The sequence below is a fragment of the Mycoplasmopsis lipofaciens ATCC 35015 genome, from assembly GCF_000686585.1.
Taxonomy (GTDB): Bacteria; Bacillota_I; Bacilli_A; order Mycoplasmatales; family Metamycoplasmataceae; genus Mycoplasmopsis; species Mycoplasmopsis lipofaciens.
Window position 1 is genome coordinate 16,015 of the sequence record NZ_KK365990.1, and the last position, 16,387, is coordinate 32,401.

The 16,387-nt window shown below is 23.2% G+C and carries 15 protein-coding genes; 7 read left to right on the forward strand and 8 right to left on the reverse strand.

Annotation, left to right across the window (positions count from 1 at the left end):
• Positions 1–35 precede the first annotated feature (35 nt).
• The 3 genes from T388_RS0102930 to T388_RS0102940 are packed head-to-tail and all read left to right on the forward strand — an operon-like array spanning position 36 to position 3,680.
• Entirely contained in the window at positions 36–1,616 is a 1,581-nt protein-coding gene (locus tag T388_RS0102930; protein WP_027120810.1) for a 6TM ABC transporter family protein, read from the forward strand.
• A gap of 7 nt (positions 1,617–1,623) precedes the next feature.
• Positions 1,624–1,965, forward strand: a complete 342-nt coding sequence (locus T388_RS0102935; RefSeq protein ID WP_027120811.1) for a thioredoxin family protein — start codon at positions 1,624–1,626, stop codon at positions 1,963–1,965.
• A gap of 2 nt (positions 1,966–1,967) precedes the next feature.
• A complete protein-coding gene (locus T388_RS0102940) occupies positions 1,968–3,680 on the forward strand; it encodes a GIY-YIG nuclease family protein (protein ID WP_027120812.1) in 1,713 nt (570 codons plus the stop codon).
• A gap of 25 nt (positions 3,681–3,705) precedes the next feature.
• Here T388_RS0102940 and T388_RS0102945 read toward each other — a convergent pair whose 3' ends face one another.
• Positions 3,706–3,921, reverse strand: a complete 216-nt coding sequence (locus T388_RS0102945; protein WP_027120813.1) for an MAG6790 family protein — start codon at positions 3,919–3,921, stop codon at positions 3,706–3,708.
• Between the two features lie 209 nt (positions 3,922–4,130).
• Here T388_RS0102945 and T388_RS0102955 point away from each other — a divergent pair, with 209 nt between their 5' ends.
• Complete coding sequence (locus T388_RS0102955) at positions 4,131–6,077, forward strand: MYPU_1760 family metalloprotease (RefSeq protein WP_027120814.1); 1,947 nt, start codon at positions 4,131–4,133, stop codon at positions 6,075–6,077.
• A complete protein-coding gene (locus T388_RS0102960) occupies positions 6,077–6,670 on the forward strand; it encodes a DUF402 domain-containing protein (RefSeq protein ID WP_027120815.1) in 594 nt (197 codons plus the stop codon). Before T388_RS0102955 ends, T388_RS0102960 begins: the two co-directional genes overlap by 1 nt.
• A gap of 37 nt (positions 6,671–6,707) precedes the next feature.
• Here the strand turns inward: T388_RS0102960 and T388_RS0102965 are convergent, their stop codons facing one another.
• The 7 genes from T388_RS0102965 to dnaX form a co-directional block, all read right to left on the reverse strand.
• Positions 6,708–8,357: an MBL fold metallo-hydrolase RNA specificity domain-containing protein gene (locus T388_RS0102965; protein ID WP_027120816.1), complete on the reverse strand. Its 1,650-nt coding sequence runs from the start codon at positions 8,355–8,357 to the stop codon at positions 6,708–6,710.
• 101 nt (positions 8,358–8,458) lie between these two features.
• The gene (gene rsmI / locus T388_RS0102970) at positions 8,459–9,193 is read right to left on the reverse strand and encodes a 16S rRNA (cytidine(1402)-2'-O)-methyltransferase (RefSeq protein WP_027120817.1); all 735 of its coding nucleotides are present in this window, start codon (positions 9,191–9,193) and stop codon (positions 8,459–8,461) included.
• On the reverse strand, positions 9,186–10,103 hold the full coding sequence (locus T388_RS0102975; protein ID WP_027120818.1) for a hypothetical protein: 918 nt from the start codon (positions 10,101–10,103) through the stop codon (positions 9,186–9,188). Before T388_RS0102975 ends, rsmI begins: the two co-directional genes overlap by 8 nt.
• Positions 10,103–10,753 carry a dTMP kinase gene (tmk, locus tag T388_RS0102980; protein WP_027120819.1) on the reverse strand — a complete coding sequence of 217 codons (651 nt, stop codon included), beginning with the start codon at positions 10,751–10,753 and terminating at the stop codon, positions 10,103–10,105. The genes T388_RS0102975 and tmk overlap by 1 nt, the downstream gene beginning before the upstream one ends.
• Positions 10,754–10,762: 9 nt before the next feature.
• Positions 10,763–11,356: a toprim domain-containing protein gene (locus T388_RS0102985; protein ID WP_027120820.1), complete on the reverse strand. Its 594-nt coding sequence runs from the start codon at positions 11,354–11,356 to the stop codon at positions 10,763–10,765.
• Positions 11,356–11,646 (reverse strand): YbaB/EbfC family nucleoid-associated protein, encoded by a 291-nt coding sequence (locus tag T388_RS0102990; protein WP_027120821.1) that lies wholly within the window; start codon positions 11,644–11,646, stop codon positions 11,356–11,358. The genes T388_RS0102985 and T388_RS0102990 overlap by 1 nt, the downstream gene beginning before the upstream one ends.
• Before the next feature lie 13 nt (positions 11,647–11,659).
• Positions 11,660–13,501 (reverse strand): DNA polymerase III subunit gamma/tau, encoded by a 1,842-nt coding sequence (gene dnaX / locus T388_RS0102995; protein ID WP_027120822.1) that lies wholly within the window; start codon positions 13,499–13,501, stop codon positions 11,660–11,662.
• A gap of 281 nt (positions 13,502–13,782) precedes the next feature.
• Between dnaX and gpmI the strand changes: the two genes are divergently transcribed.
• A complete protein-coding gene (gpmI, locus tag T388_RS0103000) occupies positions 13,783–15,282 on the forward strand; it encodes a 2,3-bisphosphoglycerate-independent phosphoglycerate mutase (RefSeq protein ID WP_027120823.1) in 1,500 nt (499 codons plus the stop codon).
• A gap of 76 nt (positions 15,283–15,358) precedes the next feature.
• Positions 15,359–16,231 carry a Cof-type HAD-IIB family hydrolase gene (locus T388_RS0103005; protein WP_036456979.1) on the forward strand — a complete coding sequence of 291 codons (873 nt, stop codon included), beginning with the start codon at positions 15,359–15,361 and terminating at the stop codon, positions 16,229–16,231.
• The last annotated feature ends 156 nt before the right edge of the window (positions 16,232–16,387 follow it).

The following is a 16,387-nucleotide window of genomic DNA, read 5'->3' on the forward strand; positions in this document are numbered from 1 at the left end:
TATAACTTAAAATAAGTTTATAATAATTATTAATTATGAAAAAAACAAAAATAAGAAAAAAAATTAATATTGATTCACGAGAATTAAAAAATAAAAGTGATGTTGTTGGTGATGTAAATTTTAATATTGCTATTGAAATATTAAAATTTATAATTTTATTATTTATTAGTGCATCATTTATTCTTTTACAATATCGAACTACTTTTAATAGCAGTTCTTTTGCTACTAAATTGTTAAGAAAAATTTATTTGTATACATTTGGTTTAGCATTTGGTGATTTGATGATTTTACTTTTAATAGGATTATATATAACATTTTTTCTAAGATGATTTGGATTAATATATAAAAATTATTATTTTAAATGATTTAAAAAATATATATGAGTGGATTATTGAATTCTTAGAAAGTATGTAACGATTTTTATCTGACTATTATTGTTAGCTTTCGCTATTTTATATCATCTTGTATTATTATCACATAGAGTCTCTAATTTTTTCTTTTATAAAGTGAGTGATATTAAAAATATTTACACTAAAGGTTGATTCTATGTTTTTACTAACCAAGGAATATCAAATTTAAATATTGATAAAAACATTCCGCAAGCATTTTTAAATGTAGGAATATTTTTTGATAGTTTGTTTAATTTAGTTTATGTACTAACATTTTCACCATATGTTTCTATTTTATTATTTATTGTTATTTTTATTTATTCATGATTAATATTAATCACTTTATCTCCTAAGAAATATTTTCGAAATTTAAATTCTAAAACTTTAACTTTAATTCAAATTGAAAAATATTTACAACAAACATCAAGTATGTTTTATTACACAAATAATTGTAAAAAGTGCTTTGATTTTTATAAGAGTTCAGCTGAGGTTTTAAAAATAGATTATTTTAAAGTAAAATTTGTATATTTATTGAAACAAATAGATAAAAACATGCAAATGTTATCTAGTTATATGACTACTAAAAATTATTTTGTTGATAAAAAAAATATTAATATTTTTGAAAACAAAACAGATATAGAATTTTTAAAAGAAATTGATAATCAAGAGCAAAAAATTGTTTTAAAACCTGATGTTACAATGCCATCTATCGTTCCAGATAATTTATTAATTTCTCGGGAAATTGACATTACTGATTTCAATAAAACTAAAGAACATATATTAAATAATACTTTTGGCAATACATCAGAGTATTTAATGAATTCATATAAAAAAGAAAATATAGAAGAAAAGACTATTTCTAATGACAAAACATCTACGGATTTAGAGAATGTTAAAACATTAGAAACAATTGAAAATTCAACTCAAGAAAAACAGGAAAAAGAAATTAATCTAGAGCAAACTAAAAGTATAGGTTTTGTTGTTAATACTGAAGAAATAGAAATTTTAGATGATTATAAACAAGACTCTGAAGCAAAAAATTTTGGTTTTATAATACCTGAAAGTTTTACACAAGAAACATTTTTAGAAGTAGATGAAAAACCAAAATTCAATTTTGAATTCGGTTTTGATACAAAAATAATCACTCAAGAAAATAACTTGGAAGAGCATTCAATATTAGATAATGATAGTGAATGAATAAGTCCGATATTAAAGGATAATGAATAGAGGTACTATGATAAAAATGTTATGAAATGATGCACAATCAATGTTTAATAATAAAAAATACAAAGATAAAATATTTTTTATTGAATTTACAACAGAATGATGTGGCGATTGTAAAATGATGGCACCTATTATTCAAAATGTAGTCAAGCATTATGAAAATTCTAATGAAATAATTTTTATAGAAGTTGATGCTGAAGAAGCTAAATTGTTTAGAAATCCTTTAAGTGAATATAAAGTTTTATTTGTACCTACTCATTTAATAGTGAAAAATGGAAAAATTATTAAAACTGGTTATAACTACTATCCAAAGGAAATTTTAATTGATTGAATTGAGGAAGTTACTAATTAAAAATGAATCAAAAAGAATTAATAGAAAAAGTAAAAAATGTTTCAAGTAATTCTGGCATTTATTTATGAAAAGATTCATTAGGTAATGTAATTTATGTAGGTAAAGCCAAAAATTTAAAAAAAAGAATGATTCAATATTTTGAAGGTTCTTTGAATAGTTATAAAACAAGCAAATTAGTAAATGAAATTGCGGATTTTGAAATTTTTATTTGTAGAAATAATAAAGAGGCTTTACTTCTTGAAAAACATTATATTGAAAAATTTAATCCTGAATATAATATTTTATTATTGGATGACAAACGTTATCCATATTTAAAAATTGAATTAAAAAGAAATTCTTTAGATATTGCATTATCAAGAAAAGTTAAAAAGTGGAAAAATAATAATGTTTTTTATTTTGGACCTTTTCCAAATGGATATGGTGCATCTATAGTTTTGAAACTTATTCAACGTGAGGCTTATTTTAAAGATGGTTTAAAAATACAAAATAGCGATTACAATTTTTGAAAAATGCAATTTTTGAAAATAAAAAATATACTAAGTTTTCAAAAAACCAATTATTTACAAGAATTAAAAAATAAAATGTTGACAGCGGCGGATAATATGCAATTTGAAATTGCTTTGGATTTAAAAAAGTCTATTGACTATTTAACTAAATTAAAAGAGGATCAAATTGTTGAATTGCAAAAACTTAAAAATTTAGATGTTTTAGTTTATAAAGTTGTTGATAATATAGTGTATATAACCATTTTGTTTTATCGCTCTGGAATGTTAATAAATAAAGATAATCAAAACATTGAAATAAATTTTGAATTAAAGGAAACGCTTTCTATTTTTTTAGAGAAATATTATTCAAACAAAATTCTTCCAGAAGAATTACTTGTTGATAAAGAATTTATAAATTTAGAAATAAATAATAATTTTAAGTTATTAAATCCTAAAATAGGTGCTTATAAAAAAGCGCTAGATATTGCAAAATTAAATTTAGAAGATTACGTCGTTAATAAACATCATTCCATTTTAAATAATTTACAACATTCAAAAAAAATGATGACTAAATTATCTACTATATTAAAAATAGAAAATATTGAAAGTATAATTATGTTTGATAATTCAAATGTTAATAATTATAATCCGGTTGGTGTGGCGGTTGTTTATTTAAAAGGACAAAAACACAAGGAATTGTATAAAAAGTTCAATTTAACTGCGGATAAAACAAGATTAGCTGATGTGGAATATATGAAACAATCAGTAACAAGATATTTTACAAATGAATCAACAAGAAAAAATTTTGATCTTATAATAGTTGATGGTGGCATAGCACAAGTTCACGAGGTAAAAAATATTATTAAGAATCTAAAATTAAATATCAAAACAATAGGTCTGGTTAAAGATGAATATCACAAAACTAAATCTTTAATTGATTTATGAGAAAATAATATCAATATAGAAGATAAGGAACTTTTAAATTTTTTAGCAGAAATTCAAATTGAAGTTGATAGATTTGCTAAAAGTCACTTACGTAAAAGACAGCGCATAACTTCTATGGAAGGAAAATTACAACAAATAAAAGGTTTGGGAATAGTTATGGAAAATAAATTACTTGCGCATTTTAAAAATTATAATGCAATTTATAATGCAACTTTAGAAGAATTAAATAAGATTGTTCCCAAAAAAATAGCTGAACAAATTTTTGAGAAAAAATATTTAAAATAGAGCTTTTAATTAGCTCTATTTTACTTTATATTGTTTTTAAAATTTCTTCCTTGGATTTATGTTTTCCTTTCAATGAGTCACGTTTAACATGAATTATTTGAATTAATTCATTAGCTTCTGTATGTTCACCGTATTTTTGTTTTCTACGAAAACCTAAAACTAATCCTTCAAGATCTTCTAATGTGTTGGCTTCTGCTACAACCTCTTGACTTGATATTAATTTTGCTTTGTATTTATACATAAATCTCCTTTAGTGATTAATTCACTTAATAAAATTATATCAAGTTGATTAATTGCAATTTGTAAATGTATAAATATTTCCATAAATTTGCATATTTTTATTATTCATTAAATACAAAATACTTAAGAACTTTTTTTAAATAATATTATTGTTTTATATAATAAAAATATTAGTAACAAACTAATATATTAAAAAAGAAGAGGTTTTTTATGATCCAACCTAAAAATATTAAAAAAAATGGATCTTTAAGATATAAAATATTAAAATCATTTGGCATATTTATTTTACCTTCTTTATCTTTAACAAGTGTTTTAAGTTTAACGTCATGTAATTTTTTTCAATTATATGATTGAGAAGATATAGACAATAAGAAGGAAAAAGATATTAAACCATCAATAAATATAACTAACGAAGTAGATAATTATCAATTGTTTGAAAGTGATTTTCAAAATGACATTTATTTACCATATAGATATTTAAGTGATGTTAATTATCGAAATATTGATTGAAGTTTTTGATTACAAGAATCGCTATTTAGTTTTGAAAAAAACAACACTATTTTAGTCTATAAAGATCCTATAAATAACATTAAATTTAAAGATTTTAGCTATGGCAAAGACAAATCGGGAAATGATAGATTTTTACTAGACAAATCAGGTTTAGCATTTTTAGCATATCAATTTTATAAAAAAGTAAATTTTGGACCTGAAATTAAATATCTTGATTCTATTAATATAAATGATTTTCAAGTTATTAACAATAAATCAAATGGATTATATATACCTTTAATTCAACAAATATATTTAAATGGTAGTTTTGTAGCAGAAAAAGGTTTTTCGATTCTTGAAAAAGTTAAATATTTGATACCTACATTATTTCATGAATATATGCACCATTGAGCCCATTCATATGTTAATTGAGGTAATGTTCAAGGTAACGCTGATAATATTGAATTTACAAATTATCATTCAGGAGATAGTGTAAATAAAGAAACTTGAGATAAAAATTTTATTAAGGGTTTCAAATCCAATTTAAATTATGACAAGATTGAATCTTATACACCAGATCATATTAAGCGTTTTGCCAAAAAAGATTTTATAGGAAATTATTTTTCATTAAAAAATATTTGAGATTATGCAAACACAACAGATTTAAATATTTATAATAATTTGCATACAAATTTTGTTAAATATTCTAATTTAGATAATGAATTTTCATTTGCTCCTAATTCAAGATGAAATATTAATGCTATAAACGATTATTCAATATCTGAACTTAAATATTATTATTCTTTTACTGAATTGATTCCTAGAGAATGAGAAAAATACAATTTCATACCGTATTATGATTATTTTAGTGATGAAAAAATACATAAGGGAAATAATGGATATTGAATTAAACAAGATTATTTTGGCAGTTCATATTTAAGCGATCATAAAACTCAATTACCTAGTGCATATCAACCAAACAGTTATAATAGTGATTGGGCTAAAACATCTAAAATAGGTGGTTATGAAACTGCTATAAATAGTCAAATTTATCCTAACAATGTCTGAGTGAATAATAATTATTTTGATTTTTATAAATTATTTTTGAATTCAATGGGTTATGGAAAAATAATAAGTGGAATAAAAAACAAAAATTTTTATTCTATATCAGAGAAAACTCATTTACCTTCTTTTTATAATTATGATAATTTAAATTCATTATCATTTATAGGTTATATTGAAAATAAAAAATATGACGCAATTGTCTTTAATATAAATGGCGAATATAAAAAAACTAAAATAAATTATTTAGATTATATTCGTTTCGATGGAAAAGATAAAATGGACAACAAAAATTGAAATATTAGTGCTACAAAGGTATCTAACATAGCAAATAATTATGCAGCATATTATACCGATTATATTGATTTACCAAACAATTTAAATGGCACAAACGTTGGTTTTTGACAAGACAAAAATAAAGATGAAGTAATCCAAGATAATGAAATAAATTATGATTTTTATGAAAAAGAAGTATATAAAAAATTTATTATTAATAGTAATTTTGACAACCTTAAATATAGAAAAAATGATATTACTTCTTATGGTTTAAAAGTTAAAAAAAATTCTTTGAATAAATATGAAATTGAATTAAGGGTGGTGAATTAATGCAAAAAAATAAAAAAATAACATTTCCACTCATTGGTTCGATAATAAATGTTCAAGCCTTTAAATATGATGGCGAACTTTATAGACAGTGAAATGGTGTCAAAGTATTAAGGAATACAGATCAACATTATGTTTTATTCATTTATAAAACTAAAGTAGCGGAAAGCAAAAAAAGAAGTTGGGTGTACCGCGAACCTGTTATATGATTTTTACCTAAAAATAATATGTATAATGCTTTAATTTTGTTGAAACCTAAACAAAATTACATTTATATTAATTTGGCTTCTAAACCTTTTTATGAAGATAATACAATAAAATTTATTGATTATGATATTGATGTAAAATGTTATCCTACACGAAATTTAAATATTGTAGATAAAGAAGAGTTTTTGGAAAATTCGCAAAAATATAAATACTCCAAAAAATTAATTCGTTTAATATATAACTCATTATCAGATATTGTTGAAAAATATGATAATAACGAATATTTTTTCAATTTAGATGTTATAAACTACTATATTAATATGGCAAAAAAAGATAAATCATTAAATATTTTTTTTAGAATGTCTAAAAATAATAAAAAGAGAAAATAATAAAAATATAGGATTAAAATCATATCCTATATTTTTATTAAATTTGTGTAAGTGTAACTATAACCATTGGTTCTTTATCAAATGATTTAAAGAATTTTTTTCTAATTAAATGTCTAGCTTTATTTTGAAAATCTCTAATACCTTCAAATGTTTCTGTTTCAATTAATTTTAATAAAACTGACTTCACAAAATCGGTAGCTTCTTTTTTTAATTCTTTATCTATAACACCAATAAAATTAATTTGAGTTTTTCCAATTAATAATTTACTTTTTGGATTATATTGTGATGAAACCAATATAACACCTTCTCTTCCAAGCGCTTCTCTTTCACTAATAACTTCTGAACTAATGTCTCCAATACCAAAACCATCAATAATAGTATCACCTATTTCTTTTATTTTACCTCTTGCACCATTTAATTTACCATTAGCTATATGTATAACACGACCATTTTGTAATAATATACAATGGTTTTTTTTGATTTTGGCTTCTTCGGTTATATACATTGAGGCATCTGATAAATATCTAAATAAACCTTGAATTGGAATTACGTAAGTCGGATTTAATGCTTTTACTAAATCTATTAAATCTTGTCTAGCAGGTCTATGACGATAAAATTCGGTAGATGTTACACTTGCAACTTTTGGAGTTATGCGAGTTATGTCATCTAGCATAATAGCTTCCAATTTTTCAAGTCCATTAATAGCGGGAGCAATCATGATTACTACATCAGATTTTTCTAATTTCAAGAAAACATCATTATTGTCTGTTATTCTTAAAAATCTTGAATACAATCTTTCTATAGCACCAGTTACTAAAACAACAGCGTTTGGTGTTTTGTTTGCTAATTTATAATCAATTAATTCTGGCAATTTTAATTCTGGGTGTGCCTTTTTTATTAAATTAAATATTTGACCATATGTTTTACCATAAGTAATAACAGGTCTATTAGTTTCATATGCTAGTTCAAGAATTTGATGAATAGATACCATTTCTTCATCATATGCTCCAATTATTATTCTTTCATCAGCTTTCGCAGATAAAAATATATCTTTTATACTTTGGGGTAAATTTATTTTATCAATTGCCTTACCTTCATAGTTGGCTCTACCTGAATCTACCATTAAAGCCAATACTTTTCTTTTTGTAAATACTTTTTTTAGTTCATTAAAGTTTAAACATCCGTATATGCCTAAATTACCTTCAACAAAATTTGACATAAATAATATATCTCCACTTGGTGTGATAAAATCAAAACCAATATGTCCTGGCATTGAACCAGCTAATTCTAGCGGCTGAACAAAAATTTCACCAATTTTAGATAATTTATTCAAAACATTAATTTTATAGTTTTTATTAGGTATTTTATATTTTGATAAACGGTCAGCAATCATAATTTTGTTAAATGCTGATGTATATATTTGAAGATTTGGAATTAACATTAATAATCATGGTAATGCACTAAAAGATTCATTTTTTACATCACTAATAAAAATTCCTTCAATTTTATCTTGCTTTTTTACTAAATAATCAAAAGAAGGTATTAAAGTATCAACTCCATTGTTTGTATTTATTGGAATTTTTGTTCCTGAATTTATGATATAAATTTTTTCATTATATTCAATTACATAACAATTTTTTCCATTTTCATATAACCCTCCAAGGGCAAAAATATTAATATTATTCATTTATTCCTCCGATTGAATTATTTTGTAGATTAATTTAATGCAAGTAAATCTTTAATTTCAATTATATATAATATGCTTATTTTTAATATTATTTTTATTTATTAACAAATTCTTTCAGTTTTATTTTTGCTAAATTGTTCATATTTATTAATTTTATTTTTTTTAATTGTTTTTAGTTTTACTACCATTGTGAATTCGCCTTTTGAACTACCTTCTTCAAGTAACTTTGATATTTCATTAGCTGAACCGCGATAGTGTTGTTCGTGTAATTTAGTCAATTCTCTTGCTAAAAAGATTTCGGCATTATCGCTATGAATAGCATAAATATCTTCTAGAAAATTATTTATTTTATGTGGCGAAACATAAAATATATATGCATTTTGTTCATTGAATTCTTCTATTTGTTTTTTTCTTTGAGATGATTTTTCTTTGGGAAAACCCAAAAAAGTAAATGTATTTGATAAACCACTTAAAGCCATAGCACTTATTGCTGCATTAACTCCAGGTATTAACTCTAATTGAATATCATTTGATCGCGCTTCTTTAATTAATTCAAATCCTGGATCGCTTATTAATGGCATTCCAGCATCACTTACTAAAGCAATGTCAATATTATTTTTAATTATTTTTTTAATAAGTCCTTTTGCACTATTTTTTTCATTATCTTTATTGTAAGTTAATAATGGTTTATTTATTTTATAAAAAGTTAATAATTTTTTAGTTACTCTTGTATCTTCACAAGCAATAAAGTCAACTTTCTTTAGTGTTTCTATAGCTCTAAAAGTTATATCTTTTAAATTACCAATAGGTGTTCCTACAATATATATCTTACTCATAATTCTCCACAATCTTAATTAATAATTTTTCAATTTGTAAGAAGTAATTAGCATTGGTTTTTATTTTTTGTAAAAATATTTCTATATCTTTAAAACAAGCATATACGTTAAATTTATTTTTTTTCATTTTTTGATAAATTTTTTTGTATTTGTCATTGTTTATTTTAATATGTTTTCAATTTCATGAATAAATGAATTGCAATGATTTAATTAATATTAAAAATTCATTTTTCATATCTTTTTTTGTATATTTTGATAAAAATGTATATAAATAAAAAGGATTTGAAAAGCTTTCGTTTACATTATCTATAAGAGAATTAATTAAAGAAATAGAATTTTCATCAACAGTATTTTTTATTAGATTTATATCAGAAAAAATATGACTATATCATCAAGCCTCATTTTCAGAATATTTTTGATTTAATAATTCTTTTTCAATTTCACTTTGACTTTGAACTTCAACTCTTATAATAATAGATCTCGATTTTATTGTTTCTAATATTTTGTTTATATTTGATGTTGTTAATATAAAACATACATTATTGGAAGGTTCTTCAATAGTTTTTAATAATGAATTTAAAGCTTGTATTGAAGCATTTTCAATATTTTTAAAAATAATAATTTTTGGTTCATTGATTAAAAAAGAAGTAACACTTGAATTTTCAAATGTTTCTATTATTTTTTCTTTATTTAAATTTTTTTCATTGTCTTTATTTTCAAAAATTTTAACATTGTGTGGTAAAGTATCTTGATGTAAATCTTTTAAATCTTTTTGTAAAATTTTGTTTATCATATATATTAAAGAATCATCAACATTCTTATTTTGTTGACAATTTAATAAATAACAATGACTTAATTTATTATCTTTAATAGAATTAGAAATGATTTTTTTTAAGTTTTCTGAAATCATTAATTTACCTCATTAAATCATTTAGTAAATTTAGTGTTTTTAAATAATTTATTTATAGCTTCTTCTAAGACTTTTTCAATAGTTTGTGTAGCATCTATAATTATAAATCTATCTTTCTCTTGTTTTATTAATTTTTTATAACCTTCATAAACTTTATTATGAAAGTCATTAGTTTCATTATCTAATCTATCCTGTATTAATCTGCCTTCTTGTCTTCTTTTTTTGCTTTCTTCTGGAGAAATATCAAAAAAGAAGGTTATATCTGGAATAGTATTTTCAATAATTAACATAGTCATTTTTTTTACGTATTCTAAGCCTAAATTTCTTGCATAACCTTGATATGCATAAAAACTATCTATATATCTATCACATAATACCAACTTATTTTCTTTTAAAGAAGGTCAAATAACTCTCTCTAAATGTATTCTTCTACTAGTTGTATATAATAAAGCTTCAGCTATGGATGAAAGTTTAGAATTTTTATTTAAAATCAATTCTCTAATTTTTTCGGCTTCTAAAATATCTTTACCACCTGGCTCTCGTGTTAAAATGTATTTTAATTGAGGTTTTATTTTAATAAGTTTATTAATTATTTTGGTAATTATTGTTGTTTTGCCACTACCATCTGGTCCCTCAAAAGTAATAAACATATTAACCTCCTATTTATTGTTTCTATTTTTTATTGATTGTCTTATTGTATATGAGTCTAAATAATAAATGTTAGAACCCATAGGTAAACCAATTGCTGCTCTAGTTGCTTTAAATTTATTTAATTCAAGTAATTTTATCAAATGAGTTGTCGTTGCTTCGCCTTCAAGTGTTGGGCTAAGAACAATTATTATTTCATCAAACTGTTTAGCTTTAACAAAATCAATTAACTCTTGATATTTATAATCTTTGTTGTTTAATTGATCTTTTAAATTTAATAAAAAAGGTAAAGCATAATAATATCCATGATAAAAATTCTCAATTTCTTCAAATTTTTTAATTGTTGTTGCGTTTTCAACAACCATTAAAATGTTGTATCGAGATTTGTCATTACAAATAAGACAAATATTAAATTCTTTTAAAAAATGACATTGTTCACAATATGAAATATTATTTTTTACGTTTTTTATTAATTCAATTAATTCATCGATATATTCATCATTTGAATTAAGTAAAAAATTAGTCATTTTATTAGCTTGTTTTTTACTAATACCAGGAATAGTATTAAATTTTTTATTCAATTTTTCAATTGTTTCAATTTTCATTAGAATCCAAATCCACCTGGAATTTGTGGCATAATTTTTTCTTGTTCTTCGTCAATATGATTAAATAACTCATTAATTGTTAGTGTTAATAAATCTTCTATTGTTTCAGCATCTTCAGGATCTAATAAAATAGTTTCTTTTATTCTTATTGATACTATTTTTTTGCTTCCCTTAGCAGTTACTTCAATACCTTGTTTTTCCATTGAAAAAACTTCTTCCATAAAAGCTTCTTGTTTAGCTTGGATTTCATTTTGCAATTTTTGCATTTTTCTTAACATTGCTTGATCCATAATTTATCTCCTTTTAATCGTTTGCATTTTCTAATTTTAACAATAATTCTGAAGTAGGCGTTTCAGATTTTTCTATAATAATTGGGCCTAATTTTGTAATTTCAGGTATTTCATTATTAATTATTGCTATTTGAGTTTTTTGAGCAATTCTTTTGTACTCCTCAATATCATCATAAACAAATAAGTGTTTATAACCATCAAGATAATCTACAAAAAAGTTTTGAATAACTTGATTATAACAATTATCATTAATGAAATTTAATGCAGGGATATCATCTGAAACAAAAAACAGAAAATTTTTTCCCGCAGCAAGTAATTTTAATTTTGATAAAGCTTTAATTAAGCCTTTGTAATTTTGATTAATTGTAACTTTTATTGCGGTTTTTAGTTTTTCTTTACATAATTTATAAAAATCCATGTCTTCTGATTGAAAAAGTAAATTTTGTATATCTTTTTCATTCAATTTATTTTTAAATGATGTTCTATCTTGATAGTTTTGAAAATCTAATTTTGAAGTAATTTGATTAATTTGTTGAGTCTCCTCATCTAGTGAAATTTCAGCAGTTTTTATTAAACCATCATCTACTTCACTTGTGAATTCATTATTTTCATATGTATTTGATAACAACTCATCATTAATTGTTTGAATATCATCATTGTTTTTATTTGCTTCTAAAACCATTTCTTGTGTTTTTTCTAAAACATTTTCAATTGAATCTTTTTGGATTTTTGTGGTTTTTTCAGTATCCATTTTTCTCTCCTGTTTGTTTATAAAATTATTTTTATTATTTTTATTAATTTCATTTATTTTTATTAGATATAGTTCAATCAATTGAAATACATTTTCAGAATAAATTGACTCTTTTATTAGTTTGTATAATAATTCAGACACTTTAAAAGCAAATGGAATATCAATTTGTAAATTTTGTAATTCATCTAATGTTGTTCATTCTAATAATTTTTCATCGTATGTGCTATTATAAATTAAATAATCTTTTAATAAATTTATAAAACCTTCAATAAATTGATTAGAATCGATGCCACCATTTTTAAGATCATTGAAAATTTTTAAGCACTCTTTAATATTGTTTTTATATAAATTATTTGTTATTTGGATTAGACTATCATTTGAAGTAATTCCGAAAGCATAAACAACATCTTCAAAACGAATTTCACCTGCACCATAAGCACTTGCTTGATCAACAATAGACAAAGCATCCCTCATTCCACCGGTTGCTAATCTTGCGATGTATTTAATCGTTTCTTCTTCATATTTTATTTTTTCTTTATCCAAAACAAATTTTATTTGCTCAATTAATACATCATTTGTCATTTTTCTAAAGTTGTATCTTTGCACTCTAGATAATATTGTTAAAGGAATTTTTTGTGGGTCAGTGGTTGCTAAAATAAATATTGCATGTTGTGGCGGTTCTTCTAATGTTTTTAAAAGTGCATTAAACGCTCCTTTTGATAACATGTGAACTTCATCAATTATATAAACTTTATAATTACCTTTTGAAGGTGTGTGTTGTATTTTATCTTTAAGTTCTCTTATTTCATTTACACCATTATTAGATGCAGCATCCATTTCAATAATGTCAAAATTATTGTCAATATTATTTAAACAATTATCACATAATTCACTTAAATTTTCACAATGCCCACAATTCAAAATAGCAGCAAAAATTTTTGCAACTGATGTTTTTCCAACTCCTCTTGGACCACTAAATAAGTATGCATGACTGATTTTGTGATTCAAAATAGCATTTTTTAATGTGATTATAATATGATTTTGTCCTTTAACATCATCAAAAGTTTTAGGACGATATTTTCTATATAAAGCTTTATAAGACATTAAACCTCCAAATGTTGTTTAGGTATTATATTATGTATATCATATACTAAATACAACATTAATATAAACATAATAAATCATTATTTTTAGTTAAAAATATAATTTGTTTTATTTGAACTTATTTTGCAGTTATTTTAGTAGAAAATTTTAATTTTTTTATAAATGTGAAAAAAATAATTTCATATTTACTATTATGATTTATTAATTAAAACATACATAAGTTTAAAAAAATATTAAAATATAAGTTAATTTATTACTAATACAAATTTTTAAGGAGAAATATGAATAAAAAAGTTGTTTTAATTGTTATTGATGGATTAGGGTTACGTGATGCTGTGGAAGGAAATGCTGTTAAGTTAGCTGAAACTCCAACAATTGATAATTTATTAGCAAATTATCCAAATAGTGTTTTACAAGCTAGTGGTGAATTTGTTGGATTACCAAAAGGACAAATGGGAAATAGTGAAGTAGGGCATTTAAACATTGGAGCTGGAACAGTTGTATATACTGGTTTAAGCTTAATTAATAAAGCTATGAACGATGGAACATTTGAAAAAAATGAAGTATTTAATGATGTTTTTAATGATGTTGAGAAAAAAGATTCAACATTACATCTTATGGGTCTTTTAAGTCCTGGAGGAGTTCACTCTTTAGAAGATCATTTATTCAGATTGTTAGATATGGCACATGCAAAAGGTTTAAAAAATGTTTCGGTACATGCCTTTGGGGATGGTCGTGATGTGGCTCCTAAATCAATTCTTACATCTTTGGAAAAATTACAAGCAAAATGCGATGAATTTGGCTATAAAATAGCATCTATTGGTGGAAGATTCTGAGGAATGGATCGTGATAAAATGTTTGATAGAGTTGAAAAACACTATGATGCACTTTTAGGAATTGGCGATAAAACATTCACTAATGCTATCGATTATGTTAATCAACAATATGCAGAAGAAATTACAGATGAGTTTTTAGCACCTGCTTTTAATCCTGAAGCTAAAATGATTCAAAATAATGATTCTATTATATTTTTTAATTTTAGACCAGATAGAGCAAGACAATTAACACATTTATTTATTGGCTCTAAACTTTATGACATTAGTCCAAAACATCCTATTAAAATATCAAAATTTGCTTCAATGATGAAATATGAAGGAATTGATACATTAATAGCTTTTGATGAAATGGATGTGCCAATGCCAATTGGAAAAGCTATTGAAATTGCAGGAAAAAGTCAATTACATTTGGCTGAAACTCAAAAATATGCACATGTTACATATTTTATGGATGGTGGTAAAGATATTGAATTTAAAAATTCGCATAGAATAATGGTTCCTTCATTAAAAGTTGAAAGTTATGCTGATGCACCTAAAATGAGTGCAGAAGGAATAACTGATGAATTAATTAAAAATGCATTGAATTATGATTTAACGATTATGAATTATGCAAATCCAGATATGGTAGGTCACACTGGTAATTTGAAATCTACTATTGAAGCTGTTTCATGATTAGATAAACAATTAAAAAGAGTTGTAGAATTTGCGGAACAAAATAATATTACAGTTTTCATTACAGCTGATCATGGTAATAGTGAAGTTATGTTAGATAAAAATAATAAACCTGCAACTAAACATACTGAAAATCCTGTATTTTTAATTTGTACAGACAAATCAATTAAATTAGTTGATGGTAAATTAGCAAATGTAGCACCTACAATTTTAGATTATATGGGAGTTACAATTCCAAAAGAAATGGATGAAAAATCTGTTTTAATTAAATAAAATTAATAAGCAAACAAACAATTAAATTCTTTTAGTTTTGTTTGCTTTTTTATTATTTAATATATATAATTTTTTTATGAATAAAAAATTGATAAAAAGAATTATTTTTAGTGATGTGGATGGAACTATTTATGGTTTTCCACACAAAAAGTTATTGCCTCCTGTTAAAGAATCTGTTTTAAATGCAATTAAACAATATGATATTGAATTTGTTTTAGATACAGGTAACCCTCCTTTTAAAAAAATTATTGATTTAGCTAATAATTTATATTCAAGATATGCAATATGTGCAAATGGTGCAGCAATTTTTGATGTTAAAGAGCAAAAATTTTTAAATATTTTTCATATGGATTTATCAGAAACTAAAAAATTATTTGATATTGTATTAAAAAATAATGGACAATTATATTATTTTGGAATTAATAAATATTATCTCTATAACATAACCCCAGATATGAAAGAATTTTTAACAAACTTTAATGAATATTCGAATTGAGTTGAGGACGGTTCAATACCAGAAGATATTTATAAAGTTGAGGTTATGGGCGACTTTGACATTGTAAAAAATATATATGAAAGCATTAAAGATACTATAAATTTAAATATTATTTATTTTGGTTCTCATATAGAAATAACAGCTAAAAATATTGATAAAGGTTCAGGCATTAAATGAATGTGTGATAATGTTTTTAATGCTGATATTAATCATGTTATGAGTATCGGAGATGGTGATAATGATATAGCAATGTTTCAAAATACTGGTTATTCATATGCTATGGATAATGCACTTCCAAGAGTTAAGAGTCATGCTAAATATTATACAAGCGATGTTAATCAAAACGGTTTGGGCGAAGCAATAAATGATTATATTTTTAGAACATCTTTAGATATCGAACGTCAAGAAAAAGAAATAAGATATGAAAAACAAAAACTTCACGGCAAATATTAATTAATTCAAATAACTATAAAATGGTGTTTTTTGAATTAAATCAAAAAATATATAAATAGTAGTTTAGATATTTTTTAAAACTAAATTACTATTTTTTATATTCTCAATTATTTTAAATAGTTACTTACTATATGTTTTTATGTTAAATATTAATAT